The sequence below is a fragment of the Candidatus Nitrospira allomarina genome (genome assembly GCF_032050975.1).
Lineage (GTDB): Bacteria > Nitrospirota > Nitrospiria > Nitrospirales > UBA8639 > Nitrospira_E > Nitrospira_E allomarina.
The window spans coordinates 1,348,688-1,374,101 of sequence record NZ_CP116967.1; the positions used below are offsets into that span (position 1 = coordinate 1,348,688).

General features: G+C 50.0%; 24 protein-coding genes and 1 tRNA gene. 5 read left to right on the forward strand and 20 right to left on the reverse strand.

The features are described from left to right. Positions 1-69 precede the first annotated feature (69 nt). From PP769_RS05865 to PP769_RS05885, 5 genes are all read right to left on the reverse strand, one after another. Positions 70-753, reverse strand: a complete 684-nt coding sequence (locus tag PP769_RS05865; protein ID WP_312646005.1) for a prepilin-type N-terminal cleavage/methylation domain-containing protein — start codon at positions 751-753, stop codon at positions 70-72. Positions 754-894: 141 nt separating this feature from the next. Beyond that, positions 895-1,566, reverse strand: coding sequence for a tetratricopeptide repeat protein (locus tag PP769_RS05870; RefSeq protein WP_312646006.1), 672 nt, complete (start codon positions 1,564-1,566; stop codon positions 895-897). A 467-nt stretch (positions 1,567-2,033) separates the two neighbouring features. Then, positions 2,034-2,366: a glutaredoxin family protein gene (locus PP769_RS05875; RefSeq protein WP_312646007.1), complete on the reverse strand. Its 333-nt coding sequence runs from the start codon at positions 2,364-2,366 to the stop codon at positions 2,034-2,036. A gap of 4 nt (positions 2,367-2,370) precedes the next feature. After that, positions 2,371-2,619, reverse strand: coding sequence for a BolA/IbaG family iron-sulfur metabolism protein (locus tag PP769_RS05880; RefSeq protein ID WP_312646008.1), 249 nt, complete (start codon positions 2,617-2,619; stop codon positions 2,371-2,373). A 277-nt stretch (positions 2,620-2,896) separates the two neighbouring features. Continuing rightward, the gene (locus tag PP769_RS05885; protein WP_312646009.1) at positions 2,897-3,622 is read right to left on the reverse strand and encodes an alpha/beta hydrolase; all 726 of its coding nucleotides are present in this window, start codon (positions 3,620-3,622) and stop codon (positions 2,897-2,899) included. 361 nt (positions 3,623-3,983) lie between these two features. Here PP769_RS05885 and PP769_RS05890 point away from each other — a divergent pair, with 361 nt between their 5' ends. The 3 genes from PP769_RS05890 (at position 3,984) to PP769_RS05900 (ending at position 6,239) form a co-directional block, all read left to right on the forward strand. Further along, complete coding sequence (locus PP769_RS05890) at positions 3,984-4,415, forward strand: GNAT family N-acetyltransferase (protein WP_312646011.1); 432 nt, start codon at positions 3,984-3,986, stop codon at positions 4,413-4,415. 78 nt (positions 4,416-4,493) lie between these two features. Next, positions 4,494-5,654, forward strand: a complete 1,161-nt coding sequence (locus PP769_RS05895) for an anhydro-N-acetylmuramic acid kinase (RefSeq protein ID WP_312646012.1) — start codon at positions 4,494-4,496, stop codon at positions 5,652-5,654. Positions 5,655-5,708: 54 nt separating this feature from the next. Next, positions 5,709-6,239, forward strand: coding sequence for a DUF2726 domain-containing protein (locus PP769_RS05900; RefSeq protein ID WP_312646013.1), 531 nt, complete (start codon positions 5,709-5,711; stop codon positions 6,237-6,239). 104 nt (positions 6,240-6,343) lie between these two features. Here PP769_RS05900 and PP769_RS05905 read toward each other — a convergent pair whose 3' ends face one another. Beyond that, positions 6,344-6,964: a hypothetical protein gene (locus PP769_RS05905; RefSeq protein ID WP_312646014.1), complete on the reverse strand. Its 621-nt coding sequence runs from the start codon at positions 6,962-6,964 to the stop codon at positions 6,344-6,346. A gap of 81 nt (positions 6,965-7,045) precedes the next feature. Between PP769_RS05905 and xth the strand changes: the two genes are divergently transcribed. After that, entirely contained in the window at positions 7,046-7,822 is a 777-nt protein-coding gene (gene xth / locus PP769_RS05910) for an exodeoxyribonuclease III (RefSeq protein ID WP_312646015.1), read from the forward strand. 422 nt (positions 7,823-8,244) lie between these two features. Here the strand turns inward: xth and PP769_RS05915 are convergent, their stop codons facing one another. From PP769_RS05915 to PP769_RS05965, 11 genes are all read right to left on the reverse strand, one after another. Continuing rightward, positions 8,245-8,835, reverse strand: a complete 591-nt coding sequence (locus tag PP769_RS05915) for a pyruvoyl-dependent arginine decarboxylase (protein ID WP_312646016.1) — start codon at positions 8,833-8,835, stop codon at positions 8,245-8,247. 244 nt (positions 8,836-9,079) lie between these two features. Beyond that, positions 9,080-10,393 carry an aldehyde dehydrogenase family protein gene (locus PP769_RS05920; RefSeq protein WP_312647034.1) on the reverse strand — a complete coding sequence of 438 codons (1,314 nt, stop codon included), beginning with the start codon at positions 10,391-10,393 and terminating at the stop codon, positions 9,080-9,082. Between the two features lie 153 nt (positions 10,394-10,546). Further along, a complete protein-coding gene (locus PP769_RS05925; protein WP_312646018.1) occupies positions 10,547-10,807 on the reverse strand; it encodes a hypothetical protein in 261 nt (86 codons plus the stop codon). 117 nt (positions 10,808-10,924) lie between these two features. After that, positions 10,925-11,629 (reverse strand): DsbA family protein, encoded by a 705-nt coding sequence (locus tag PP769_RS05930; RefSeq protein WP_312646020.1) that lies wholly within the window; start codon positions 11,627-11,629, stop codon positions 10,925-10,927. Between the two features lie 80 nt (positions 11,630-11,709). Next, complete coding sequence (locus PP769_RS05935) at positions 11,710-12,804, reverse strand: deoxyhypusine synthase family protein (RefSeq protein WP_312646021.1); 1,095 nt, start codon at positions 12,802-12,804, stop codon at positions 11,710-11,712. Positions 12,805-12,922: 118 nt separating this feature from the next. Further along, a tRNA-Glu gene (locus PP769_RS05940) sits at positions 12,923-13,000 on the reverse strand. A 179-nt stretch (positions 13,001-13,179) separates the two neighbouring features. After that, entirely contained in the window at positions 13,180-13,584 is a 405-nt protein-coding gene (locus tag PP769_RS05945; protein ID WP_312646023.1) for a cupredoxin domain-containing protein, read from the reverse strand. A gap of 60 nt (positions 13,585-13,644) precedes the next feature. Continuing rightward, entirely contained in the window at positions 13,645-15,201 is a 1,557-nt protein-coding gene (locus tag PP769_RS05950; RefSeq protein WP_312646024.1) for a DegQ family serine endoprotease, read from the reverse strand. A 163-nt stretch (positions 15,202-15,364) separates the two neighbouring features. Beyond that, positions 15,365-16,066, reverse strand: a complete 702-nt coding sequence (gene rpiA, locus PP769_RS05955; protein WP_312646025.1) for a ribose-5-phosphate isomerase RpiA — start codon at positions 16,064-16,066, stop codon at positions 15,365-15,367. A gap of 232 nt (positions 16,067-16,298) precedes the next feature. Continuing rightward, positions 16,299-17,360 (reverse strand): glucokinase, encoded by a 1,062-nt coding sequence (glk, locus tag PP769_RS05960; protein WP_312646026.1) that lies wholly within the window; start codon positions 17,358-17,360, stop codon positions 16,299-16,301. Between the two features lie 361 nt (positions 17,361-17,721). Continuing rightward, positions 17,722-18,219 (reverse strand): MEKHLA domain-containing protein, encoded by a 498-nt coding sequence (locus PP769_RS05965; protein WP_312646028.1) that lies wholly within the window; start codon positions 18,217-18,219, stop codon positions 17,722-17,724. A gap of 407 nt (positions 18,220-18,626) precedes the next feature. On the opposite strand from PP769_RS05965, the gene PP769_RS05970 reads away from it, so the two are divergent. Continuing rightward, the gene (locus PP769_RS05970) at positions 18,627-22,325 is read left to right on the forward strand and encodes a leucine-rich repeat domain-containing protein (RefSeq protein ID WP_312646030.1); all 3,699 of its coding nucleotides are present in this window, start codon (positions 18,627-18,629) and stop codon (positions 22,323-22,325) included. A gap of 1,091 nt (positions 22,326-23,416) precedes the next feature. Here PP769_RS05970 and PP769_RS05975 read toward each other — a convergent pair. Genes PP769_RS05975 through PP769_RS05985 form a run of 3 tightly spaced genes read right to left on the reverse strand, consistent with a single transcriptional unit; the run spans position 23,417 to position 25,163 of the window. Further along, positions 23,417-23,599 (reverse strand): hypothetical protein, encoded by a 183-nt coding sequence (locus PP769_RS05975; RefSeq protein WP_312646032.1) that lies wholly within the window; start codon positions 23,597-23,599, stop codon positions 23,417-23,419. An 18-nt stretch (positions 23,600-23,617) separates the two neighbouring features. Next, positions 23,618-24,322 carry a deaminase gene (locus tag PP769_RS05980; RefSeq protein WP_376753424.1) on the reverse strand — a complete coding sequence of 235 codons (705 nt, stop codon included), beginning with the start codon at positions 24,320-24,322 and terminating at the stop codon, positions 23,618-23,620. 22 nt (positions 24,323-24,344) lie between these two features. Continuing rightward, on the reverse strand, positions 24,345-25,163 hold the full coding sequence (locus tag PP769_RS05985; RefSeq protein WP_312646035.1) for a nucleoside/nucleotide kinase family protein: 819 nt from the start codon (positions 25,161-25,163) through the stop codon (positions 24,345-24,347). Positions 25,164-25,414 lie beyond the last annotated feature (251 nt).

A 25,414-nucleotide genomic window follows, 5' to 3' on the forward strand; every position in this document is an offset into this window, starting at 1 on the left:
CATAGGAGGAGGGAGCACAGCCATTGTTGGGATTTTCTCAATCATCCCTCAATGAACGAGGATGTGAATTTATTGATGTGTAAGATAAATATACATGCGATCATTGCTCGGGTTGTATTTCACGCGTCCGCGTAATTGGCGTTCGGTTAAGCTTGCACCGATACCGGCATCGATGACCCCATCAATTTCATTGAATTCCGTATCGGAAACTCCGTCGACTCTGAGATAGGCCACTCGGGCTCCAGTGGGGAGATCGCTATTGCCATCATCACCCTTCAGATCCCATCCTACATTCGTCCCTGTTGTCGCTGTTCCGAGTGCAACTGCCGTTTGAGCCGGCATGTACATGGTTGTGCCCAGTCCCGGAGGCGTATTGGTGTTAAATTTTTCCAGATAGGGTCCTCGGAATCGGCTCCATTGATTGGTTCCGGTATTTAACGGATCGGAGGCGTCGAGCGTTAAACGAGCTCCAAGAGAGGTAACGGTGGCGCTGTTACCTCCGGTCTCTTGCGCCGGAGTTCCAGCGGCATTGAGAGGCCAGATGGTTCCGATATCGCCATAATATTTTGCGACGGCGGTCTCATACGTTCTCACAGCAGCAGCCATGGAACTGGCTTTAGACGAGGCAATCAGAGTGAAAATCTTTGGCAGTAACAACGCAATTAGTATGGCGATGATGGCCAATACCCCGATCATTTCCACCAGGGTAAACCCCTGGGAATGATGAAGCGGCCGGAATAGTTTTTTTGGCATCTGTCAGTTCTCCTTTACGAAGGGCGCGTCGTTCCGCCAAGTTTCAGGCTGAATATGGAAAATGGTATTGATGACCCGCCCATAAAAAGTCCATCGGCATATGGGACAGCATTCTTAAACCCATCTTGTCTTGCCGGGAAATCAGGATCGCGGCCGTGAGCGGGATTGCAGGTCTAGGAGTGCGATACTGGCAAATGGATCCCCGAGTTGAGTTGCTTGACTGAAAAGTCGGTGAGCGGCTTTGGAATCTGATGGCCCGATGTGGCCATCTGCATAAAGATATCCCAGATGAACGAGTGCTGAAGAAAGATGAGGGTTGAGTTCAAGCGCCTGTTGAATGGCATCTTTGGCATGGTCAATAAAGCCCAGGCTTTTCAGCGCGATGCCCATGCCGAGATATGCCTCGGCTGATTTGGGGTCGATCCTGAGGGATTCTTGATAAGCCGCTATTGCGTCTCCCGGCCGACCATTTAACAATGACCGCCATCCCGTATTCGTCTGGTCTTCAGTGTCATTGTTGTGAAGCAGGATGGCGATGTGTATAGGTTTCTTTGATGGAGAAGAATGGGATTGCTCAAAACCTGTGGGTTTGGGTTCAGTGGGCGACGGGTGAAGGGAATGTGTAGGAAGAGTGGAGTGCTCAATCTTTGATGAGGCGGCGTTTTTGCGATCAGGCTGAGCCTGGGGAGGGATATAGTTGTTGATCTTTTCTAGTTGCCGGATAAAAGGCTGAAGGTCGGATTCATCTCCATGACTCAAGTCCTGGGAGCCGGGAAGCGTCAAATGACTTCCCTGGGCGGTAGACCAGGTCATTATTCCCAGACCAAGGATAATACTGAGGATGAACGTGCCCGAAGATGATCCTGGGATTCTAGATGTTCCTTTGGTTTTTGCCCTTGGTACTAAGATGGGATGTCTCATGATGCCTCATTGCCTCAGTGGTTCCAGATTGAACCTATCGGCCAATAGGCAACATGCTTAAGGGATTACGCGTGAAGTGTTAACCAAGTTTCCAAAAACCCGACTCAATAAGCTAGGAACGGCCAACAAAAGAATACATAGGGTTGTGAGATAGTCGGAGGGTTTATTAGAGATGCATGATGGTCCTGACACGATTCCTTGAATCAACGATCGGCCACAGGGTCCTTGAGGTATCAATGAAGGAAGTTCGGGTCATGCTGGAGGAGTGTTCCCGACTGGGGGAAGGTCTGAGACGAATAACATGACCCTCCTCAATTTGAGGAGGGTCTTGTTAAACCAGGAAACGTTGGGCTTGATTGTTAGGTGGCTTGATCAGGAAAAGCGGCTTTTAAAAGTGGCTGTAATTCACCTTTTTCTTCCATTGGACCCAAGACATCCGTATCCCCATAAAACTGGCCATTAATAAAAACTTTTGGCAAAGTGGGCCAATTGGTCATTTTAGAAAGAGCCTCCCGCTTTTCAGGATTTGGCAAGGCATTGATTAATTCATAGGGATAGCCGAATTTGTTAAAAAACTCCATGGTCTCCACGGTAAATCCGCACTGTGGGGCAGACTTGGTGCCCTTTCCGTAAATGAGAATTTTGTGTTGAGCGATTTCTCTTTTAATTTCGTCTTCAATGGGTGTACTCATAAGATTATCCTCCTTGGGCTTCATTGCGGGTTTTGGCCTGAATTTCTAGGGCATGAATGCGTCCGTCTTTCATGGGCGCATCGAGGGCTTGGTAAATCATTCGATGACGGTCCAGCAAATTCTTTCCTTCAAAGGCATTGGAAATGACTTTGACCGTAAAATGGTCCATGGTACCGGTTCGATCAAGGACCGAAACTTCAGCATCGCCTAACGCTTGTTGAAGTTGAGTGCTCAGCTCTTCAAATGTCATCATAGAAAAAATTATTCCTGGTGAAAAATGATGTAATATTCAGACCCCACTATACCGGAGAGAGAATTTTCTGCGCAATGCGGGTCCGGAATCTTCTCTGAATAAATGGTTCCGACGGGGTACGATGGTTATTTAATCCCGTTCGTGCGGTGTGGAAAGATCCTATCCGAGGTCAAATGCGAGGCGTGAAGAGGAAAAATGCAGATGAGGTAAGGAAGAAGGTGAGGATGGGGTCCTCCTTTGTCTCCGGACTCCTAAATTTTCCCCCCCATTATTCCTTTTAGATCGGAGAAGGGTAGAGATGTGATTGTAGAAAGGCTCCGAGGCCCTGCAACACTTGAATGGGAATTTCATGGCCCCCACGAAATTCTACCCAACTGACGGGTAAGCCAGCCATTTGGATATGCTCACGAAGTTGCTGCGCCATGGAAAAGGATAATATGGGATCGTCGGTCCCATGGCTTTGAAACACCGGGAGGCCTTGGCGATTGGGTAGGCGAGTAAGCCATTCTTGCTTGGCGATAAGGGTGCCCGAAAGTAGTACCAATCCTGCGAAGGGAATATCGGTATGAAGGACCAAATCGGTCGCCAGCATGGCTCCCTGGGAAAACCCTCCAAGGATCAGCGATGGTGAAGGTACGGACAAGGTTTCTGTGGCAAGAGAAAGGACATCCTGCATTTGGGTGCGGGCCGGAGGCAAGCCACGGGGAATTTCTTGTGACAAGGTCTCCCACTGCCCTTGGGCTCTGGCTTGTGTGAGGCGTTCCATGTCCAGCATCCACCAAGCTCGGGCGTCCCCAAAGCCCATGTTTAATTGGAGTGGAGCGGCAGGAAAGAGGAAACGGACATCATCCGGGACATTCAGATACCGCCATAAGGCGACTAAATCATCCCCTGGTGCTCCGAATCCATGCAAGAGAACCACCAGGGGACCTTCACCACTCCCATGGCGATCCATACCCCCTGTAATGCAGACGTCTAAACCGGCCCAATGTTCGTGTCGCATACAGTCAAAAGTCTAATGATGAAGAAGAGAGAAGGGGAATATTTTCAATTGGCTATGATTGGGTAAACATGTGACTCTGATGCTGGAAGGGGAACGTTCAAAAATCCTAATGTCCCATTTTCGGGGCGCCGGCATTGGCACCTTCTGTGATGAGCGGAATTCGCAAAGTCTGGTGACAGTGATTGCAAACGACTTTCAGGGTATTCTCGTCGGCATATTGGACCTCTTCTTCTTTTTTCCAAAATAACTTACTGCATTTTGGACATTTTCTGACTAACATCGGCATCGGCACGACTCCAGTTTTTTGTCACGGATTTCTAGTAGACTTAGTGTAATACATCTTGCCACAATCTGCCAACGCATGATCAATTTTTTGGATTCCCATGACGTTAAGGCGCAACAGCTGTTGGCACTGTTTTGCCAAACGGATTGGGCTAGTCATCGTTCATTGGAGGACACTGAACATATGCTCGCTCATACGGATCTGGCCATTTCCGCCTGGGATGAATCAAGACTCGTCGGGTATGGGAGGGTGTTGACAGATTTTACCTATCGGGCTTCGATTTGGGATGTGATCGTGGATCGGGCCTATCAGGATCGGGATATTGGTAAAGGGATTATCCAGCGAATTTTAACGCATCCCAAGTTGGAACGGGTGGAATTGTTTTGGCTTTGCACCAGGCGCTATCAGGGGTTTTACGCTTCTTTGGGATTTTCTGATAAAGAACAGACTGGTATGGTTTGGGATCGGAGCAAGCATGTTGCTCCTCCCACGAAACCATTAAATGAATAGAGATGGGCCATGGCAAGTCCTGCAACATATCGAGTGTCATTCCATTAAGGCATGTAGGCCAATAAATTGAGGTAAACAATGATTGTTGTGGGGATGATGTCAGGGACATCGGCGGATGGGGTGGATGCCGCAGTTGTAGATATTCGAGGAACCGGACATCGTCTCAAGAGTGTCCTGCTCAAACATGTCGGTCGTCCGTATGCTCCCAAACTTCGGCAACGAATTTTACAAGTTTGTGAGCAGGGAACCGTCGGGCAGATCTGTCACCTCAATGTGGTCCTGGGCGAAGTATTTGCTAAAACCGCGTTATTAGCCATCAAGCATTCCGGAATTTCTCCTCAACGAGTGGCGCTGATCGGCTCGCATGGTCAAACAATTCATCATCGGCCTGCCGCAATCTATGAGCCCGGTATTGGTCAGATCCGTTCGACACTGCAAATTGGAGATCCTCATGTGATTGCGGAACGTACCGGAATCACGACTGTATCGGATTTTCGAGGCAGAGATTTGGCGGTCGGTGGAGAGGGAGCTCCATTAGCTCCTTATGTCCATGCCCTTCTTTTTGCTCAGAAACATGCCACACGAATGGTGGTCAATCTGGGAGGGATTGCTAATGTGACCCTATTACCCAGCGGGGGAAGTCTGTCAACGGTTCGGGCGTTTGATACAGGCCCTTGTAATATGTTGTTGGATGGATTGGTGGCGATGGAGACAAAGGGCATAGCTAGGTTTGACCGGGGTGGTCGCCTTGCCTTGAAGGGGCAGGTAGATGAGGGCCTGCTTCATTGGCTGCTGACGCATCCCTATGTGTCTCGCAGGCCTCCCAAATCCACGGGACGTGAGATGTTTGGAGAGGACTATATCCAGCGTGTGTGGGCTCAAGCGAAGCGTCGCCATTTGGCTATTTCTGACCTTTTAGCGACGAGCTGCCGGTTTATTGCTCAGGTGATTCACCAGGCGCAAAAGTGGATGAGGAAAGTCCCTGATGAGTTGGTGTTTGGCGGTGGAGGGGTGCGAAATGCTCGGCTCTGGTCAGAACTGTCCGGTGTGTTCGATCCCATTCCCGTGATGCGCATGGATGAATGCGGAGCATCCAGCCAGGCCTTTGAGGCGCAGGCCTTTGCGGTGCTGGCCTATCAAACAGTGAAGGGTGTCTGTGCCAATTTGCCTAAGGTCACGGGTGCTCGCCATTCGGTTATTTTGGGGACGGTAACTCCCGGGATTCACGGACTTCCTTAGAACGTTCCTTTTTATTTCGGGCTTTTTCCCACTGGTGAAATGACGGACAGATTGATGTCTCAGAACGGACTTTCATTGATTCTCCTGGCTGGGTTCATGCTCGGAGTCGTGTTTTTGTTGCGATGGATCTGGCGCCGTCCCCTTCCGGCAGGGGTTCTACCAGCTTTGAATCCTGAATCCGGTGAGAGTGTGGTGACCGCTCGGCCTATCATGTCGCCGGAAGAAGCGACTCTCTACAATCTGATTACCTTAGCGGCTCGTGATCATATGCTGGTTTTGGCCAAAATCCCGCTTCTGAGTGTTCTGTCGGTTGTCGATAAAGATGAAGAAGCTCGAAAGGCAGCCATGCGAACGATTCAGCCTGTTCGCTGTGATGTCGTTCTTGCCCATCCCGGGTCACTTAAAGTCATGACAGTGATTACCTTGAACAAGGAGGCTCCACCTACGGCAGGACGCGAAGACCGAGATCGATTTGTGGAGACTCTGTTGAAGGCGGCGGGAATTCAATCGATCATTCTTCAGACCACACAGAAGTATTCGGTGGATCAGATCACCGGATTACTTGGCCTGGCTGAGGAAGAATAGGACCGAAAACCGAGGGGTATTTTTTGATTGGGTCCCTGTGTGCGACAAATGTTGTGTGTCTAGGAGCGCAACTGCCGCCGATTCATCCGAAGTCCGATAGGCTCCTAAGCCGTTATGACCGGTAGGATCGCCTGAAAGGTTTTCAGACCTTCATCCACGATGGTACCTGTTTGTACTGCCGGATCATGCATGGGAAGAAACCTGGCAATTTTAAAGAATGTACGATGGTCGAGTGTTGCCGCGATTTCTGATCGTCGACCGTGTGTAATTGGAAGTGTCAACCCAGGTCCCATTTTCCACTCCCAGAGAGATGGGCTGAGACACAGGCAGAGATGATGGTCTGCCACCTCCGAGTATCGATTAAATAAATTGCGTCGATACTGCTTCACAAGCGGGCCCTCAACAATCAGAGCAAAGACCATGTGGTGTCCCCACCAGATGAGGGAACGGAACGCGAATTTGTTCTCACGGGTATACAATCTTGGGAAATCGACATATTGATAGGGGAAATTTTCCAGATGTTCGCCTTTGACGAACTGGCTGGCTTGAGGGTCGAACCCTTCAGGAGCCAAAAGGTGATGTAAGCCGATTTCTGCCTCGAGCCGGTCATGAAGGTGTTCCAGGACCTGTTTGATTTTGACCGAGATTACGGCTTTCTTCCGAAAAAAATCCTGATCGGCCAGGATGGCCAATTCGTCAGGAGTGAAGAGAGGACTGGTAGCCATAAGTTTATGTACCTCACTTACCCATGATCGTTTGTGAAGGAATATCTGCAGCGTGAGTGGTGAATAGGAGTTTTAAGAAGAATGAAAATTGCGACTTACAATGTTAATTCAATTCGAAAGCGGATCGGTATTCTTCACAAGTGGTTACGGCAACACAACCCCGATGTGATGTGCCTTCAAGAGACTAAAGTACAGGATCATGAGTTTCCGCTTCAAGCATTTTCCGACTTACCCTATGTCATCAACTTTTGTGGTGAGAAATCCTACAACGGCGTCGCCATATTCAGCCGGGCATCGCCGGAAACGGTGGCCTTTGGTTTTGAGGACGGGGAACTACCGGAGGATTCCACTCGCCTGGTTCGAGTGGTGGTCAATGGCATCATGATTATTAATTCCTACGTTCCGCAGGGATTTGCGATTGATTCACCGAAGTATGCCTATAAATTAAGGTGGTTCCAGCGATTGAGGCGGTATTTCTCGCGTGTGATCTCACCAGGACAATCCGTGATTTGGTGTGGAGATATGAACGTGGCCCCTGAACCGGTTGACGTACATAGTCCCGAAAAACACCTCAAGCATGTGTGTTTCCATGAAGAAGTGCGTCGTGTCTATCAGGAGACGGTGTCCTGGGGATTCGAGGATGTGTTTCGGCATCATTTTCCGCATCGTCAGCAATTTACGTTTTGGGATTATCGACGTCCAGGGGCTTTGGAAGCTAACCGCGGGTGGCGAATAGACCACATTCTGGTTACTCCGCCGCTTCTTCCCTATTCTCACAAGGTGAAGGTGGATGTTCAGCCGCGTCGTGCGGAAAGCCCCTCGGACCATACCGTCCTGTGCGCTGAATTCTCACTGTGAGAGTGTTAAATAATAATTTCCAAGGGCATATTGACCCACAGGCACGTTGCATATCAGGGGCCTCGGGGCAGTTCAAAAAAGCATGCCCTGAGCCTTTCGAAGGGTTCGTCCAGTCCTGCCCTGAGTCATGTCGTTAGGGAAGGCCGCAAATTGCCTTCCGTGTCCCGAAGGGCACAACTATTGTTTTGCGCGTAGAGCGTACTTTCAGTACGTGGGCACGGAAAAATGGCGAGAACGCCACTGGCGGCTTTTTTCAACAGTCCCACTTTGAGGGAAAAGGGCGGCTCTTGCAGAACCGATTGTGGTAAAAGAGGGTTAATTCTATTGCATAAAAAGATTTACGAATGTGGTCTTGGCAGGTTGCTAAAGACTCGAGAAAGAGAAGCAATTATTCATCAGCATGGGTTGCCCAATCCACGATCCTATTTTGATTTTTTCTGACGGGGCTTTGGATCGTCAGTGATGTTTTCAAGGGGAATAAAGACCGCACACGCAACTACCGTCGTCCAGAGATTGGGCTTGCCGATCGCAGATTGAGTAATGTTCTGGGTTCGAACAATATCCCTTCCCATTTTGAATACTTGCTCACGTTCCTTCCAGGCAACATTTGGATCGAATTTGATGCCAAGCGTGGTTGCGAGCATTTGGGCCGCGAGGTCCTCGGTATATTCTCCCGCTTCTTCGTCCGTTTCGCCATAAGCATGATGTTCCGACAAGTAGCCATAATTAACCTTCCTTCCAGAGGGAATGGCCACGCCGATTGAAGCCGAAATCAGGCGATTCCGCTCGTTGGTTTCAGATCTGGCCATGACGCAAAAGGTAATTTCGCCTGGATTCAGTAACTGTTCGCCACGTTTTCTCGAGATGATTTTACAATCTGGAGGAAGAATGGAGGAGACGGTCACCAGGTTGCAATACGCAATTCCCGCGCTCCGGAGGGCTTCTTCGAAAGATGCCAGTTTTTCCTTGTGGACGCCCACACCTCTGGTGAGAAACATTTGCGTTGGGACCATCGCGACTCCTTCGTCGATCAGTTAGTGGTGGATTGGGATAGGCAGGAGATAACTAGGTGATCGTCGAATCTGATTCACAACCTCGCTCTCCAATCTGTTGGCGCAAACTCTATATGGGAAAGCCTGGACGATTCGAATACCACGGGAAAGAACAGCCTTGCCACGTACGCCGGTATTTTTACCAAGACTGGTTGGCAAGGTGCAAGATTGTGAGGACTGAACGTTCAAGAAAAAATACGGTGGCCTAAGAAGGCCTTTTGACCAACAACAATTTAGGCTCGGTCAGTTCCTGAATAGCATACCGCACCCCTTCTCGCCCTAATCCTGACTGTTTGATTCCTCCATAAGGCATGTGATCGGCCCGAAAAGTCGGAATTTCATTCACCAGAAGGGCGCCCACTTCTAACCGTGAGTATGCCCGATACATGGTGTCGATGTTGCTGGTGAAAATCCCTGTTTGGAGCCCGAAATCAGAATCATTATGGAGGGCAAACGCTTCTTCAAGGTCTGCATAGTGGGTGACGGTTACCACCGGCCCGAAAATTTCTTCACAACAGACTTTCATATTGTTGTTGACGTGGGTCAGGACGGTAGGCTCGATGAATGAATCTTTTCGTGTCCCGCCAGTCATGACTCTTGCCCCATGCGAAACGGCTTCTTGGATCCACGTCTCGACCCGGCGGGCGGCTTGTTCGTTAATGAGGGGACCGACGACGGTGTTTTCGAGGGAAGGATCGCCCATTGGCAATGATCGGACTCGCTCCACAAAGGTCTTGAGGAAGTCGTCGTAACGCGATTCATGGACAAAGATTCGTTGCACAGAGATGCAGGTTTGTCCGGCATACCCGTACCCTCCGGCTACGCAACGGTCTATGGCCACATCAAGATTGGCATCCGGTTCTATGATGACCCCGGCATTTCCTCCGAGTTCGAGCAGAACCCGTTTGTATCCGGCCTTTCCTTTCAGCATCCACCCAATCGTCATAGAGCCGGTAAAGCTCAAGGCTTGGAAATTGGGATGAATCACCATCTGTTCTGCCAGGGTATTGGAACAGGGGATGATCGTCAGCATTTCCGGAGGCAATTCTGTCGTCAAAAACACTTCACCCAACATGAGCGAAGTTAGCGGGGTTTGGGGGGCTGGTTTCAATACCATCGGGTTTCCCGCTGCCAGGCAAGGGGCCACTTTGTGGGCCACCAAGTTAAGGGGAAAATTAAACGGGGTAATGCCAAGAACCGTCCCGATCGGAAAGCGTTGGACAGATCCCGAGTACGCCTCTCCTCCTGGGGTGAGATCCATCGGAATGATTTCTCCAGGGATGCGGGTGCTTTCCTCTGCGGCCAAGCGAAAGGTCTGAATGGCCCGATCGACTTCACGGCGTGCATCGGTAATCGGTTTCCCGGCCTCCTGACAAATTGTGGCCGCAAACATTTCCCGTCTGGTGGAAAGGCCTGTGGCGATATGCAGGAGCGCCTTTGCTCTGGCATGTGCCGGTATCCCGGCACATTTCGGCCGAGACCCGTTTGGCAGAGTTGGTGACCTGGTGGATATGCTCAGGCTCGGCCTGGCAGACCATGGCTACCACGTCATTGGAATAGGGGTTGCGTACCGGCTCCGCAGAGGAAGTCTGGACCCATTGGCCGCCTATAAGGATTGGCTTTGCCGTGGCCACAGTCATGAAAAGGTGAAAACCTCGTGAAATGGAGGTGGTTAGATTGATGAAGCTGGCTGGTCGGAACCGGGATGGGATGAAGAAGGCAACCGTTCAGCTTTCTGAATAAGATTCTCCGTTCCCCATTCCCTGATTGCATCCAAACTAAACGGTTCGAATGCGGCGATGGCTCCACAGCTCGGACACCCGTCGACCGGCATCTTGGCTTTGAATACCTCATCAAAACAGGTTAAGCACACAAACAAATCAGGTTCACCTTGCGCGCATTCAACAGGCCAAAAAGATTGGGATTCCGTCATGACTCAAAACCATTCTGTGGGTAAAAACATGAATTTTAGGATTGCCTGTGCAAATGTACACCTAATCACGCTGTCAGATCAATGAGGAATTGTGTAGAGAGGGAATGCATGGAGGATTCATGCTCCTTCGATGTGAGTAGAGGACAGGACTGGCAAAGACAGTGAAGAAGTCGAGCCTCCATGCAGCTTGAGCAATTTATCAATTTCTTCCTTGAACGTCTCATAGGGAAAGGCGCCGGGAATTAAAATAAGATGAGGATCTTCTGGCAGGGTTGTCGGAAAGAGAACGAAAGCCGGCGTGCCCCGAATTCCCAGGGAACCCGCATCCTGTAAATCTTTCTCAATATCTTTCATGTAGCGATGGGAAGCCAAGCATTCTGAAAATTGTTCTCCGTTGAGATTGAGTTCCTTGGCATATTGTTTGAGATGATCCGGAGACAACTGGCCTTCACTGTTAAAGAGCCGATCATGCATAGGCCAGTAGGCGTTTTGCTCTCCTGCGCATCGAGCGGCATCAGCTGCTCGAAGTGGACTGCCCATGCCTCTCGGGAAATCCCGATAGACAAAACGCACTTTTCCGGTCTCTATGTACTCCGAAAGCAATTTAGGAAAGGTCTCATGAAAAAACTTTTCGCAAAAGCCACAGGTGAAATCCGAGTATTCCAACAGGGTGATGGGAGCCTTGGGATTCCCTCGCACTACATCATCATCCTGAATCAAAAAGTCAGGAGTTTTCCCGTGAATCGTGGGACTCATCAGCAGCGTGCCAAGAAGGATGGCGGGCAAAACGGTCGATTTGAGGGTTTGGGCAATGTTCATCATCACTCCATGGCTATGGGCTATTGTTACATTCCTGGCGGACCGTGTCGAGAGAAGAGGTTGATCGTGCCAAGGGGTTGAATTTAACGGCGACGGGCTTTTTCCAGGAGCCCCATCATGAGAAGTGGCCAAACCACTGTGGCATCACTCAACACTTCAGCAAACATTCCTCCCTCTTTTCGAGGCACAAATTTTCCCCATGATACACCCTCCTCATACGTGCATCCGCTGAGACCACCCCAGTAGTCAGGCTCCGGGCAGATGCGGACACCGTACTGATACCGCGGAGGGGTTAATTGGGTACCCATCCGGAGGTTGAGAATATCGATATATGGTGGCGTTTGTTGTGCCCAATTACGGGGAACTCCGCCTCCGATGGTGAAAATCCCCAACCGTTTGGCAGACAGCAGTTTTTCGGTATAACTATTGAGATCTAAGAACGGATTAAATGACGGACGAGATTGCTGCAAGATCTGCCAGGTTTCCTGATCGGAGAGATCGGGGGATTGAGGTGTGGCTTGAGATTGTCGCCTCTCCTTCATGGCCCAAATGGAGACATCCAGCCCCATTTCAGAATCGGTAAATGCAGGAATATAGACCGGGACACCCTTTTCATAGGCACTTTTCAATATCCCGGGTCCTTCGTAATGGTCGTGGAGGGTTTTCCCGATTTCGCGAGTCAGAATTTCCGAGGAGATGGGTGTGTCGGGAGTCATGCGCTTTAAGGTTTGGCTGACGACCCGTTCGACGTGGTTGAGATTGGATTCCATCTCCAGCGTATCGTAGACGCGGTTATAGCCCTTTTCATACAGTTCGGTATCCGTCATGGATGGGTGATATTTATAGTGTGTTTTGCCTACGGCTTCACTCAAGCCATGGGCAATTAAAGCCCCCGTGGATACCACGGCCTGCACCATATTTCGGTCGATCATGCTGCAGATAATCTTTCCCATTTTCGCGATGGTCATGGCCCCAGACAAGGTTAAGATCACGGTACAATCGGGATCCTCGACCATTTTGTCCAAAATCTCAAAGGCATCGCCCAGACGTCGCCCCCCAAAGGCGGTCTTTTTCATGGCTGAGAGCAGGTCGGAAAAAGATTCAATCGTCTCCGGATCCAGAGCCTCCAGGGCTTCCAGGCCGTCGCTTTCGCCATCGTGAAAAGTTCTCGTAGTCATCACAGATCCTTACGGCATAGATGAAAGAAATAACCAGACGGGAGTACGAAGAGTCTGATTCTAGCGGGAGCGGGTGCGAACAATCAGGAAGGGGCGAACATCAGCTCCTAATAGCGATTGGTGATCCCAACGGGATTTGAACCCGTGTCTGCACCTTGAGAGGGTGCCGTCCTAGACCAGGCTAGACGATGGGACCAGTCTGTGTCTGTTTTAATTGAAAGTCGTACTCTCTGCCCATACCAGGCATGTCAGAAATGTACCATTAGGGACTTGTGGCATGCAACGAAAAAAGGGCAGATGTCAGGGATCACGGACGTACAATCACCTGTGTTGACAAGGGAGGAAAGTTGCGACCACAAAAATAAGGATTTTGAATCAGATATCAGAGGACGGAGAGTGCGCGGAATGGATAGTTAACGAACCCCGCATAAAGGGGTGGAGTCCACAATGGTAAGGGTACTGCCCGGGGGCTAAGCGGGTTAAGACAAACTGTTGATCGGGACGAATGACGCCTGAGTCAAATGAGCACTGGGACCGGGACTGACAGTCGTCTGCCACGATCGAATGGGCTTCTCGAGTTTGATTTTTCCACGTGAGGGCGGTATCCAGGCGGATCGTCAGGTGGGTCGGAGAAAAAAATGGCGGTTCAGCCTGGATGGCAATCTGCGGAGAAGAAGCCCACAGAATTGGTTGCGTGGAAACCGGGAATAGGAGAAAAACCGTAAAGCAGAGCAATTGGCTTAGTTGAAGGAATGTCCCGAATGAACACGGTGGCGTCATGGATGTTCGGCTCTCAGGGTGTCAGGTCTGGCCAGGGAGAGGCTCTGGTTCTTCCAGTCGCTAGGGTTTGATGGTCAGAAAAATGGCGCCCTTTCCGCGCTGCAAGAGCACTAAGACCGAGTCTCCAGCTTCCAATCGCTTCACAAGCTGTTCGAAATCCTTCACGGATCCAATGGGAGAGCGATTCAATTCCAGTATTACATCACCCGGTTGAACGCCAGCCCGTTCAGCCGGAGAGTTTGGTGAGATTTGAGTCACGACCACCCCCTGGCCATCTCGTGTTTGTCCCGGTTGGACGGGTTCTACTGAAAGCCCGGAGAGAGCGTGGTTCCCTGAGACTGAACTAGGAGCCATTTCTGTCAAGGCAGCAGTATCTTTAGGCATTTCAGTGATGGAAACCGAAAGATTGACAATTTTGCCGTTTCGCCACACCACAAGAGGGATGGCACTTTTCGGTGTCGTTTCGGCCACCAGCGTGCGCAAATGGTTCGGATCCTTCACGGTGACGCCATTATAGGTGCGGATAATATCACCTCGTTTCAATCCGGCCTGCCCCGCCGGGCTTTCGCTAAAAACATCTCCCACTAACGCGCCCTGGGTATCAGGTACCTCGAATTGAGTCGCGAGATCCGGCGACAATTCTTGGATAGACACGCCCAGCCACCCACGAATGACTTTTCCATGCCCAATCAGACTTTGCATCACGCTTTTGACCATTTGGCTGGGGATGGCAAAGCCAATACCCATGTAGCCACCCGTTCGGGAGAAGATGGCGGTATTTATGCCGATAAGATAGCCTTGTAGATTGACGAGAGCACCTCCGGAATTGCCTGGGTTAATGGCGGCATCGGTTTGAATGAAATTTTCATAATCGACGATGCCCACATTGGCGCGGCCTACAGCGCTGATAATCCCCATTGTGACCGTTTGATTCAATCCAAAGGGGTTGCCGACCGCCAACACCAATTCTCCAACTTCCAGTGCCGCAGAATTTCCCCAGGGTAAGGTGGATAATCCGGTGGCTTCAATTTTGATCACCGCTAAATCGGTTTTGGGATCCGTGCCAATAAGTGTCGCAGGAAGTTTCCGTTTATCTCCCAAGAGGACCATCAAATCATCGGCCTGTTCTACCACGTGATTATTGGTGACGATGTATCCGTCATCACTGACAATCACTCCGGAACCTAAGCCTTGCTCCTGCCGTTCGCGGGGTTGTTTAAACCGCCGTTCAAATTCCTCTCCAAAAAATCTTCGAAAAAATGGGTCTTCAAACAGGGGATTCGTGCCGGGAGATTGAACTGTGCGCTTGGTCGCCGAAATATTCACAACCGAGGCCATGGCCTCTTTGGCGATTTTCACAAAGGTTTCGTTCGAAGCCAGAAGTGGGGTCGAGACGTTAACCCCGGTCGGCGAATCAGCTGCATGGACGACAGGTAGGGGCAGCTCGGTCTCCATGGGGGCTGCGGTGATGGCAGGGGCAGTCTCCGGAGGAGGGGAGGATGGTGCCTGGGAGCATTGAATAAAGATAAATCCCAGGAGGGCCACCGCGATCGCGACTCTCCCAAAATGGTGTCTGTTTCTTACGGAGGAAATTTGCCCCTGATATCGTCCTCTCATGCAGAATACCTTTTTCCTCTGTCGGTTACGGGAGTCTTCTTAGCAGACCCCTAATTTCTTGTTCCTTATCCATGTTTCCCATTTTATCAACTTTGATTGCAAGGGCGGTAGCATGCAACGGCAAACAAATCTTCGGTTAATTCTACCAAAGAAGACGCATGACTCAAGATGCGCGGGTGAGCACGGGACCCTCATTCGTGCCGGTAATCAATAGGGATGTCATCATCAGGAAGAGCCCGCATTCAACCACGCCCGGAATTTGGCTCAGGGACAATTCGACCGCGGAGGGGTCGGTAATTTCAGGAATATGGAGATCTGCCACATAATTTCCATTGTCGGTGAGGAATGGCTGGCCGGCTCTATTTCGCAACAGGGAAGGCCATCCCAGATTCTCAAGATGCCGTTGTGTCGTACGCCAACCGAATGGCACGATCTCAACGGGTAGGGGGAAGGGAAGTCCAAGACGGTCCACCTGTTTGGCCTGATCCACAATAACAATGAATTGCTGAGCTGCGTTTGCCACAATTTTTTCCCGCATTAACGCCCCCCCTCCACCTTTAATCAGATTCAGTTGGGGGTCGACCTGATCGGCCCCATCTACCGCCACATCAATGTCCCAGGGGTCATCATTGTTCAGTAAAGGAATGCCCAATTGTCTGGCATAAGCTGCTGTGGCTTGTGAGGTTGGCACCCCACGGACTCGTAATCCTTGTTGTACGCGCTGGCCTAAGGCTGTCAAAAAATGATGGACCGTGGAACCGGTGCCGAGTCCCAAGATCTGGCCATCTTGTATGAACTCGAGGGCTTTGAGGGCGGCTTGAGCTTTTTGCTGATCGGGTGTCAATGGCGTCGATAAGGATGGCATAGAAGGGTCTCACGCTCGGGATGTATTCGTTGGCAAACGGCCGAAGGCGTTGGTTTCATTGAAACTAGCAGACATTCTTTCTCAAATCTGTAGCTCTGCGAGTGTTATTGGGAAAAACGGCTGTGACGAGGGGGAATAAAACAGAGGCAAATGTCTGGCAGTATGATATCGAAGGGAGGATGTGGGGTCTAAGTCCTGAGGAATACCCAGGACAAGTTTTGTTTTCATGGTGTTAGCCAGCCATGCCTGCAGCGACCGACGCCGCTCCGAGCAATGCGGTATGGGGATTCAAAATCACCCGAACGGGAATCTTGGCCAATAATCGTTTGTACCGGCCCTTCGCCAGAAAGGCTTTCATGAAGGTGTCTTCCCGTAACGCGGATATGATTTTTGGAGCAATGCCCCCACCAAGATAAACGCCACCCATGGCCAGAGTTTTGAGTGCCATATTGCCGGCTTCGGCCCCGTAAATAGAGACGAAGATCTGCAGGGCCTCTTTACAAATTTCTGGTTTGCCTGTCAGTCCGGCTTCCGCAATCAATGCGGTCGGATCCCCGGTTGGGAGCTTTTCGGCAAACCAGGTGGGCTCGTTTTTCTTGGTGTCCCGGAGAAATTGATAAATGCTATGGAGACCGGGGCCGGAAAGAACCCGTTCGTAACTGACATGTAAGTAGCTGGTTCGCAAATATCGCAGCAGATCGATTTCCAAATCGTTGGTGGGTGCGAAATCGGCGTGGCCCCCCTCGGACGGACAGATGTGGTAGTCCTTCCCTGTCCAGAGGAGGAGCGATTCTCCCAGGCCTGTTCCCGCGGCCAATAAGACCCGCGTGCCATCAAGTGGGGAAGAAGAGGCGTTGGGGTTGAGATCCTCGATTTCATCCGGTTGAAGGAGCCGTAGCCCGTAGGCAGTAGCCTCCAAATCATTTAATAAACGGACATGTGGAATATTCAGAAACTCAGCGAGCTTGTCTCCTTCGATAATCCACGGAATATTTGTGGTTTTGCAGGTATTATTCAAGACCGGTCCCGGTACGCCAAAGCAGGCGGCGGTCAGGGGTTTCAGTGGAGAAGGAGTGGCGGGTTCAGACGAAAGGGCCTCACTGTCGCCAGAGGCTTCTTCCGATTCGGTGTCGGTAGAAGCCGGCTCTTCAAGAAATTCGGTCAACACTTCCTCGAAAGACTCGTAATCAGCCGTATAGACCGTGTCCTCACGAATAGGCTTTACCCGTTCCTTATCCCAGTCAAATAGGGCCAGATTAATTTTTGTCCCACCAACATCAGCTGCTAAAATCATGACATGTTTCCCGTAAAAATTACTTGAAGCGTCAATTTTCAGACTTGCGGCACCATAGCCCAGCTAAAATACTCAGGGCAAGGGAGAGCCTGGGGAGCCTCTCTTGGAAATTCCGCATCACGGGGGAAAGGTCGAATATACTGTGAGTGTTGAATAATACTGTTCTCCATGGGCTAAAACCCCCATGGCAACTTTGAAGGCCAGAGGTTTCGGGGCGGTTCAAAAAAGTGCGTACAGCAAGGCCACAGCTATTTTTGCGCGCGGAGCGTACATGAAGTACGTGAGCACGGAAAAATGGCGAGAACGCAGTTGGCGGCTTTTTTCAACAGACCCATACTGTGAGGAGGAGACGTTCGACGACCTATATAAACGTCCAGGTTGAAAAGGTAGCCGCCTGTCCGAGCGGAGTCCCATCCGGATTGCGAATGTTCCATACCGTGGCGTGTTCCACTAAAAAACGTTTTCCGGATCGGGAAATCCGGACACCACGATAATCGGCAATGAACCCTTTGGTTTTAGCCTGATGCAGCATGCGGGCCCGTTCTTCACGATTCACAGGTTCGGCTGTTTGCCGGGAGGGCGTTTGAGTCAGTTGGTCCCAATCCATTTCCCACAGGGTTAACGCGGTCCGGTTTCCATAATTGAGGATAGGGTCATCCTCCAATCCGTGAGAGACGACCACAAATGGTGAGTTAAACAAGCATTCGGCTTGTTCCAGCGCAGTACCCTGACGGGGAATTAGTTCATTTTTTAACCAATAGGCATAGCTATCCAGCAGGTATTGGGTCCATTCGATAACCCATGGTCTCCGCCAATGATCGGCAAACTGGTTCATCTGTTTGTCAGTGGAGGGATTCATCTGGGTTATGATGGTGGGCGTGGAATCAGAAGCAGTGTAATGCTCTTTTGGATTCGTTGAAAAGGACCAAGCATTACTAATTTTCCAAAACAGCGAAAAGCGAACACATCGGATTCAGTATCCGTAACAACCTGCCATTGCCCACATTTCACACGTCCTATTAGATGATTTTCGTCGAACCAACTGCTTTTTTTCTATTCTAGAAAACAGGAAAACACCCCAGCCAGGAACTTCCCTTCCTAACTTTAATTAACGCTCTTTCCCAATGCCTAAGGATTGACTCCTTAAATCTGAATGCTAAAGTTCGCCCTGTTTACCGCTATGGCAATGCCAATAAGCCGAAATGGTGAAAAGCTATTCGGGCACCATGTTGGTGATCGCTCAAACTGGGGGATGGAGACGGGGACATGACGGAAAAGACAAAGACCCTACAAAAAATTTTACCTACTGAGCTGAATGAATTGATCTCGAAAATGAGAAGCCTGGAGTGCTCCTCGCTTGCTCTGCTTGGCCCAGGTGCGAGATTAAGCCCATCTTCTGAAGACTGGCCGGACAGGTTGAAAGATTATCCATGTGTGTTTCAGTTGACCGAGATTGTGGACAGCCTGGCAGAAAAACTTCTCGCTCTCTCTGCCCTCACGACGCTCCAGCTGGGGGGCAACCAGATTGGGAAGGCCGGGGTGAAGCATCTGGCGGGGCTGACAAACCTCACGACGCTCGATCTGAGAAACAACGAGATTAGCGACGCCGGGGTGAAGCATCTGGCGGGGCTGACAAACCTCACGACGCTCGATCTGAGAAACAACGAGATTAGCGACGCCGGGGTGAAGCATCTGGCGGGGCTGACAAACCTCACGACGCTCAATCTGAGAAACAACGAGATTAGCGACGCCGGGGTGAAGCATCTGGCGGGGTTGACAAACCTCACGAGGCTCGATCTGCGGAGCAACAAAATTGGGGAGGCTGGGGTGAAGCATCTGGCGGGGCTGACGAACCTCACGGCGCTCGAGCTGGGGGACAACCAGGTTGGGAAGGCCGGGGTGAAGTATCTGGCAGGGCTGACAAACCTCACGACGCTTGAGCTGAGGAACAACCAGATTGGGGAGGCCGGGGTGAAGTATCTGGCAGGGCTGACAAACCTCACGATGCTCCAGCTGCGGAGCAACCAGATTGGAGAGGCCGGGGTGAAGCATCTAGCGGGGCTGACAAACCTCACGACGCTTGAGCTGGGGGACAACCGGATCGGCGACGCCGGGATGAAGCATCTGGCGGGGTTGGGGAACCTCACGACGCTCCAGTTGTGGAACAACCAGATTGGGGAGGCCGGGGTGAAGTATCTGGCGGGGCTGACAAACCTCACGACGCTCGAGCTGCGGAGCAACCAGATTGGGGAGGCCGGGGTGAAGCATCTGGCGGGGTTGGGGAACCTCACGACGCTCCAGCTGTGGAACAACCAGATTGGAGACGCGGGGCTGAAGTATCTGGCGGGGCTGACAAACCTCACGACGCTCGATCTGAGGAACAACGAAATTGGGAACGCGGGGCTGAAGCATCTGGCGGGGCTGAGGAACCTCACGACGCTCCAGCTGTGGAACAACCAGATTGGGGAGGCCGGGGTGAAGCATCTGGCGGGGCTGACGAATCTCACGACCCTCGAGTTGAGGAACAATCAGATTGGGGACGCCGGGGTGAAGCATCTGGCGGGGCTGAGGAACCTCACGACGCTCGAGCTGAGGAACAATCAGATTGGGGACGCCGGGGTGAAGCATCTGGCGGGGCTGAGGAACCTCACGACGCTTGAGCTGGGGAGCACACGGATTGGCGACGAGGGGGCCAAGGCCCTGGGGCAGCTGTGCAACCTCAATATCCTTAATCTTAACAAGGCGGAGGTGACTGACTTATCGCCCTTCAAGCTTCTGTTTGAGAAGGGCATACCTGCCAGATGGGAGCCGGAGAGTAGATGGGAGGAGGGCATATTTGTGGAGGGTTGTCCGCTTATCCATCCTCCCCCAGAGGTGATCAAGCAAGGGCACGAGGCGGTCGTGAACTATTTCCGGGAGATCCAGTCACAGGGTGTGGATCGGCTCTTCGAGGCCAAAATGCTGATCGTGGGAGAAGGACGGGCTGGGAAAACGAGTCTGTTACGTCGTCTCTATCAGCCCGATCAACCATTGCCGGATGAAGAAGAGACCACCAAAGGCATCGATATCCATCGGCATGATTTTCAACTGGCCAATGGCCGGACGTTTCGGCTCAATGTGTGGGACTTTGGCGGACAACAGATCTACCATGCCACACACCAGTTTTTTCTGACGAAAAATTCCCTCTACATCCTCCTGGACGATACGGCAAAAAATCACAAGTCACTCACTGACGAAGGGTTCAGGTATTGGCTGGAGGTAATCGAGCTTCTTAGTGCCCGGAGTCCGGTCTTGATTTTTCAGAATGAAAAGGGTGGACGGAGTAAGGCAATTGACGAAGCCGGAATCAAAAGCCGATTTCCGAATGTGAAGGAGGTGTATCGGGGCAATTTGGATAAACCCGACTCAGTCAAAACCCTCTCTGCGGCGATTGAATTTTCTGTGCAGCGTCTTCCTCATGTGGGAGAGGAGGTCCCTGCGAAATGGGTTTCCATCCGGGCGGCTCTCGAGGAGGAAGCCACTCACCGGCCCTATATGTCGCAGGAAGACTATTTCAGCATCTACCGTCGGTATCTTGAGTTCGCCCCCACCAAGGCCCTGCATCTGAGCCGCTACCTGCACGACCTGGGTGTCTTTCTGCATTTCCAGGACGACCGCTTATTGCGCCGGACCGTAATATTACAAAACCCCTGGGCGACCGAAGCGGTGTTCCGCATCTTGGACGATCCCACGGTGGTGGAGCGTCTCGGCCGTTTTACGTTTACGGATTGCGAACGGGTCTGGGCGACCTCGGAATACGCCAACATGCATCCTGAGCTGCTGGCGCTGATGGAAAAATTTGAATTGTGTTATGCCCTGCGAGATCAGAACGACACTTGGCTGGCCCCTCAACTGCTCTCACCTTCAGTTCATCCGGCGCTGGATGGGTGGGCCAAAGTAGGCGATCTGGTCTTAAGCTACCGGTATGGGTTCCTACCCAAAGGCCTTGTCAGCCGTCTGATGGTTCGCATGCATCGTTTTGTTCCGCGGCCAGAGATGGCGTGGGTCACGGGCGTGCTGTTCGAACGAGAGGAGACTCAAGTGCTTGTTCAGATCACACCCAGAGGCAATGAAATTGTCCTCCGGGCAAGAGGACCTGAGCGGCAAGCGCTTTTGAGCGTCATTTCAAGCGACCTGGACGCGCTCAATGCGGGCTTTCCTGGCCTCGAGGAAAAGCTGAGTAAATGGGTTCCATGTATTTGTTCTAAATGTGTGGTCTCAGCTTCACCTGGAATGTTTGAACAGAAACGTCTGCTTAAACGTAAGCAAGACGGTCGTCGGTTCACAATTGATTGTCCAGCTGATAGTTACGAAGATGTCAGCCTGCTGGAGTTGCTCGATGGCCTGAAATTGGAGAACCTTCCGCGCTGGGCCGACAAGCCGTCAGATGACCGGAATGGTGAATATGACGCTTTTTCTCCCGAACAGGCCCCAGTCAAAAACATTAAAATCTTCCTGGCCTCTTCTGAGGAGCTACGTGAGGACCGGGATGCGTTCGATCTGTATTTCAGACAGCAGAATGATCGGTTGCGTCAACACGGCGCGTACTTGGAGATTGTCCGGTGGGAAAATTTTCTGGATGCCATGTCCGACAGTGGGCTTCAGGATGAGTACAACCGTGAGGTCCGGTCTTGTAATATTTTTGTGAGCTTATTTAAGACAAAAACCGGCGGGTATACCGAGGATGAGTTTGATGTGGCTCATCGCGCATTTAAGGAGCAAGGCACACCTCGGATCTATACCTTTTTCCAAGATGCTCAGGTTTCCACAGTTTCGGGAAACAGGAATGATTTGCAATCCCTATGGAAGTTTCAGGATAAGCTTAGTGAGCTTGGGCACTTTTGGACCAGGTATAAGAACACGGCGGATCTGCATCTGCAGTTTCGAGACCAACTTGACAAATTGTTGGACCAAGGCCTGGTTTGACCTTGAGAAACCGCTTTAGATATGCGCTCCTTCCCTAGCTGGTATAACCTCATAGCCGATGAAAAAGCCCCAAAGCGCATTTGGGGACAGGTCTGGCAATCATGAATCTTTCAAGTCGAGATCATCTGAGCTGGTCCGGCCGTGGTGGATCCCATGGCTGCTTGCCTGGGCAAGGATGGCTTGTATCCAAAAATGAACCGGCGCCTTCTTGATATCTTTTTGTGCCGGCTATCGTCCGGCGGACGAGGTCCTTTTGTTTCGGCAAAAGGACCCAAAACCAATGTGGCCGTGGCGTGCCCCTTCGGGTGCCCTGCGCCGTGTTGCCGACTCCGGCGGCGCGCAAACTCGCGGAGCTTGTCCTGAGCGAAGCCGAAGGGCTCAAACAATGCGCGCCTTCCTCCGAAGTCGGCAACACGACTAGGCCTTGCCACAAGGCCACGGGATTCTAATGATGCTCTGACCTTTCGGTACGAATTGCGGCATCACAAAAACCGTTCGTGCTGCTTTGGAACGTGGTATTTAATATCCACTTCCCCCTTTTTTGTCTCATCCGACGCCTGCTGACAGGCTCAAGGGACGGACGCTCTGGGTATTCAGCAGACCTTGTCTGAGCGCAGCGAGTTGGTCTGCTCTCCTAAGGCTCGCGTCTGTCCCATCCAATGAAGCCTGTCTGGGCATTATTGGTTTTGGGTCCTTTTGCCGAAACAAAAGGACCTCGTTCGCCGGGGCGAATCCGGCATCTCCAAAAACTACATGGATACCATAGTTGGTTACTTGCATGATTAGACTGATTTATTCCCCACTCCGTTTGGCGTCTCCTCTTTCCCCAACGGGGCGAGGGTTGAAAGGGAACCTGATCTGTGGCCGTGCCGAAGCCGTATAGCCGACATGGGAGAAAAGAAGGACAGGATGTGAGCCCCTAGGAATTATTGAAAAAGGTTGGCGTAGGAAAGACTGGCTGAATCAGAGAAAAAACTTTAATAATCGCGAAAATGCCTCCCATTCAGATTAATAAGCCAAAATCTAAGCAGGATAGAGGATTTACTGTTTTTTAAAAGATGAAAAATTCGCAACTATAAAATATTAAATTCTTATGTTCTTTGCGGGTCAGAACTAGTCTCTCTTTTTACTGCAGATGAAATTCTTACAGGAAGCTCCTGTTTTTCATGGTAAACAATTATCGTTTCAGAATCAGTTGTTTTTTTCCACTCCGGCCATTTTTGAATTTCTGCTTCTACTTTCTCCAATCCTTCCCTTAACCAAGACTGCCTCATGAGACGAATCCTCCTATTTTAAATTGGTTTAAATCCTGCCTCATTCATTTTCTCAGAAAGTGTTTTAGCCTCCTTCGCCTCGTTATCCATATAAGCTAAAGGTGAGCTATGCATTCTTGGAATGGCAATTTCTCTATTCCAAAGCTTAACCCTTCCTTCCTTATCTTTCCTTTGAAGCATTGGAAATAATTCCATGTATACTCTAGGGGCAATACCCACAAATGAATGGCATGAAACAAAGCCAGATGTTTCAATATTTTGATCTACCAAAAATGAATCTAAATGAAATTGAGAAGCAAGACTTTTTGCATAGGGTTCTATGTATACAACTTTTCTTATACCGGAGGCAACAATATGCCTGGCACAATCATGGCAAGGGAAAGTTGTGGTATATAAAGTACAATCTTTAATTGAAATTCCCCTCCGTGCTGCACTTAACAAAGCTTCCATTTCAGCATGAGTAGCTCTTCCAAATTCAATTAAATTAAATAATCTGGTTCTTTTCAAAAGTGGCGTGGCTCTCTTGACTAATTCGGGGATTTCTAAATTTTTTAAATTTTCTCCTAACCATTCATTTTCTTTTAGAACTTTAAGTATCTCCGCAAAAGTTTCTTCCTTTTTCCTATCCCTGGTATCCCAACCACCATGAAACTCTCTAGCATCATCAGAATCTTCCCCCCAATACAATCCTCCACCAAATTTTGGGACATCATTAGTACCCACTGCCAAGATATCTCCTTCATTATTAATTAATTATTGCGGCCCCTACTTGGCGTCCCAATTCAGCAGAACGATATTCTGCAGCTTTAGCGTGAAACATGGCGTATTCCATACGGGTAGGTGTCAAGAACGTATTTCCAAAAAGAATTTCAATAAATCTTAGAATTGAATCTTTTATGTGGCTGGCTTTTTGCGCATCTACAAAAAAATCAGCCTCTGGGAAAGTGTCCCTAACCTTTTGTCCATAGTCTTTATATAGATCCTCCTCGTCTCGGTTTACCAATGTTTCAGCATGTTCACGATACTTTGATACATTGCTGTCATAGTGAGAGGAAGCTAATTCACTGGCTAGGTTTTGAATTCTTGTTTCACGGGGTGTATATGCTGAAATTAGAAAAAAACTCTTTCCATAAACTTTTCTAAAAAGGGAAACTTCTTCCGGACGCTTAAAAGATCTAAGAATAAAGGCTGTATTAGACAAAGGTTTATAAGGTTCATTAGGCGTCCTGCAATCTTCATTATTAGGGGCTCTATGTTTTTCACGAATGGACACAATTGCCATACGAGCCAATCCATCTTGAAGTTTTAATTTTTCACGAAAATCATCCCCTGCATTCATATGCTCTCTATATCGCTGTAATTTGGCGGTTTCTTCCAAAGACCTATATTGGTCGATTTGGTGAATCTCTTCGATGATATGAATAATCCTAGAATCATAATTAACAAATTCAAGTGCTTTAATAAGCCCACGACTTACTGCACCGAGATCTGTCCCGATTGCACCTGCCAACCCAAAAAATAGTTCAGGCCCGACTTTCTTTTGATCAGTTTTTAAAGGATTCATTCTTTATTATTTCAAATATTATTCTGGCTAAGCAAAGAAATTTTGGTTTCAAGAAAATTATTTTCCCGACCGCTCAGCATTCCTTAAATAGCTGCCGTTGTCTAAGCTCTTTCATGAGTTAAAGGAGGATATTCCTATTATTAAACAAATCTTTCGTTATTAGAAGGAATAATTTTACAAATTCCATTGAATAAAGAAAACAGCAAATTCAAATCTTAGATTGCGGCCAACGTCAAACCCAACTTTACCTT

Bases quoted from the DNA above. Each gene is read 5' to 3' on its own strand.
- PP769_RS05935 (WP_312646021.1), bottom strand. From the start codon at position 12,804: ATGACTACGAGAACTTTTCACGATGGCGAAAGCGACGGCCTGGAAGCC.
- glk (WP_312646026.1), bottom strand. From the start codon at position 17,360: ATGATTTTAGCAGCTGATGTTGGTGGGACAAAAATTAATCTGGCCCTA.
- PP769_RS05950 (WP_312646024.1), bottom strand. From the start codon at position 15,201: ATGAGAGGACGATATCAGGGGCAAATTTCCTCCGTAAGAAACAGACAC.
- rpiA (WP_312646025.1), bottom strand. From the start codon at position 16,066: ATGCCATCCTTATCGACGCCATTGACACCCGATCAGCAAAAAGCTCAA.
- xth (WP_312646015.1), top strand. From the start codon at position 7,046: ATGAAAATTGCGACTTACAATGTTAATTCAATTCGAAAGCGGATCGGT.
- PP769_RS05865 (WP_312646005.1), bottom strand. From the start codon at position 753: ATGCCAAAAAAACTATTCCGGCCGCTTCATCATTCCCAGGGGTTTACC.
- PP769_RS05880 (WP_312646008.1), bottom strand. From the start codon at position 2,619: ATGATGACATTTGAAGAGCTGAGCACTCAACTTCAACAAGCGTTAGGC.
- PP769_RS05945 (WP_312646023.1), bottom strand. From the start codon at position 13,584: ATGACGCCACCGTGTTCATTCGGGACATTCCTTCAACTAAGCCAATTG.
- PP769_RS05985 (WP_312646035.1), bottom strand. From the start codon at position 25,163: ATGAATCCTTTAAAAACTGATCAAAAGAAAGTCGGGCCTGAACTATTT.
- PP769_RS05915 (WP_312646016.1), bottom strand. From the start codon at position 8,835: ATGGTCCCAACGCAAATGTTTCTCACCAGAGGTGTGGGCGTCCACAAG.
- PP769_RS05890 (WP_312646011.1), top strand. From the start codon at position 3,984: ATGATCAATTTTTTGGATTCCCATGACGTTAAGGCGCAACAGCTGTTG.
- PP769_RS05870 (WP_312646006.1), bottom strand. From the start codon at position 1,566: ATGACCTGGTCTACCGCCCAGGGAAGTCATTTGACGCTTCCCGGCTCC.
- PP769_RS05925 (WP_312646018.1), bottom strand. From the start codon at position 10,807: ATGACGGAATCCCAATCTTTTTGGCCTGTTGAATGCGCGCAAGGTGAA.
- PP769_RS05895 (WP_312646012.1), top strand. From the start codon at position 4,494: ATGATTGTTGTGGGGATGATGTCAGGGACATCGGCGGATGGGGTGGAT.
- PP769_RS05885 (WP_312646009.1), bottom strand. From the start codon at position 3,622: ATGCGACACGAACATTGGGCCGGTTTAGACGTCTGCATTACAGGGGGT.
- PP769_RS05900 (WP_312646013.1), top strand. From the start codon at position 5,709: ATGTCTCAGAACGGACTTTCATTGATTCTCCTGGCTGGGTTCATGCTC.
- PP769_RS05930 (WP_312646020.1), bottom strand. From the start codon at position 11,629: ATGATGAACATTGCCCAAACCCTCAAATCGACCGTTTTGCCCGCCATC.
- PP769_RS05875 (WP_312646007.1), bottom strand. From the start codon at position 2,366: ATGAGTACACCCATTGAAGACGAAATTAAAAGAGAAATCGCTCAACAC.
- PP769_RS05905 (WP_312646014.1), bottom strand. From the start codon at position 6,964: ATGGCTACCAGTCCTCTCTTCACTCCTGACGAATTGGCCATCCTGGCC.
- PP769_RS05965 (WP_312646028.1), bottom strand. From the start codon at position 18,219: ATGAATCCCTCCACTGACAAACAGATGAACCAGTTTGCCGATCATTGG.
- PP769_RS05975 (WP_312646032.1), bottom strand. From the start codon at position 23,599: ATGAGGCAGTCTTGGTTAAGGGAAGGATTGGAGAAAGTAGAAGCAGAA.
- PP769_RS05970 (WP_312646030.1), top strand. From the start codon at position 18,627: ATGACGGAAAAGACAAAGACCCTACAAAAAATTTTACCTACTGAGCTG.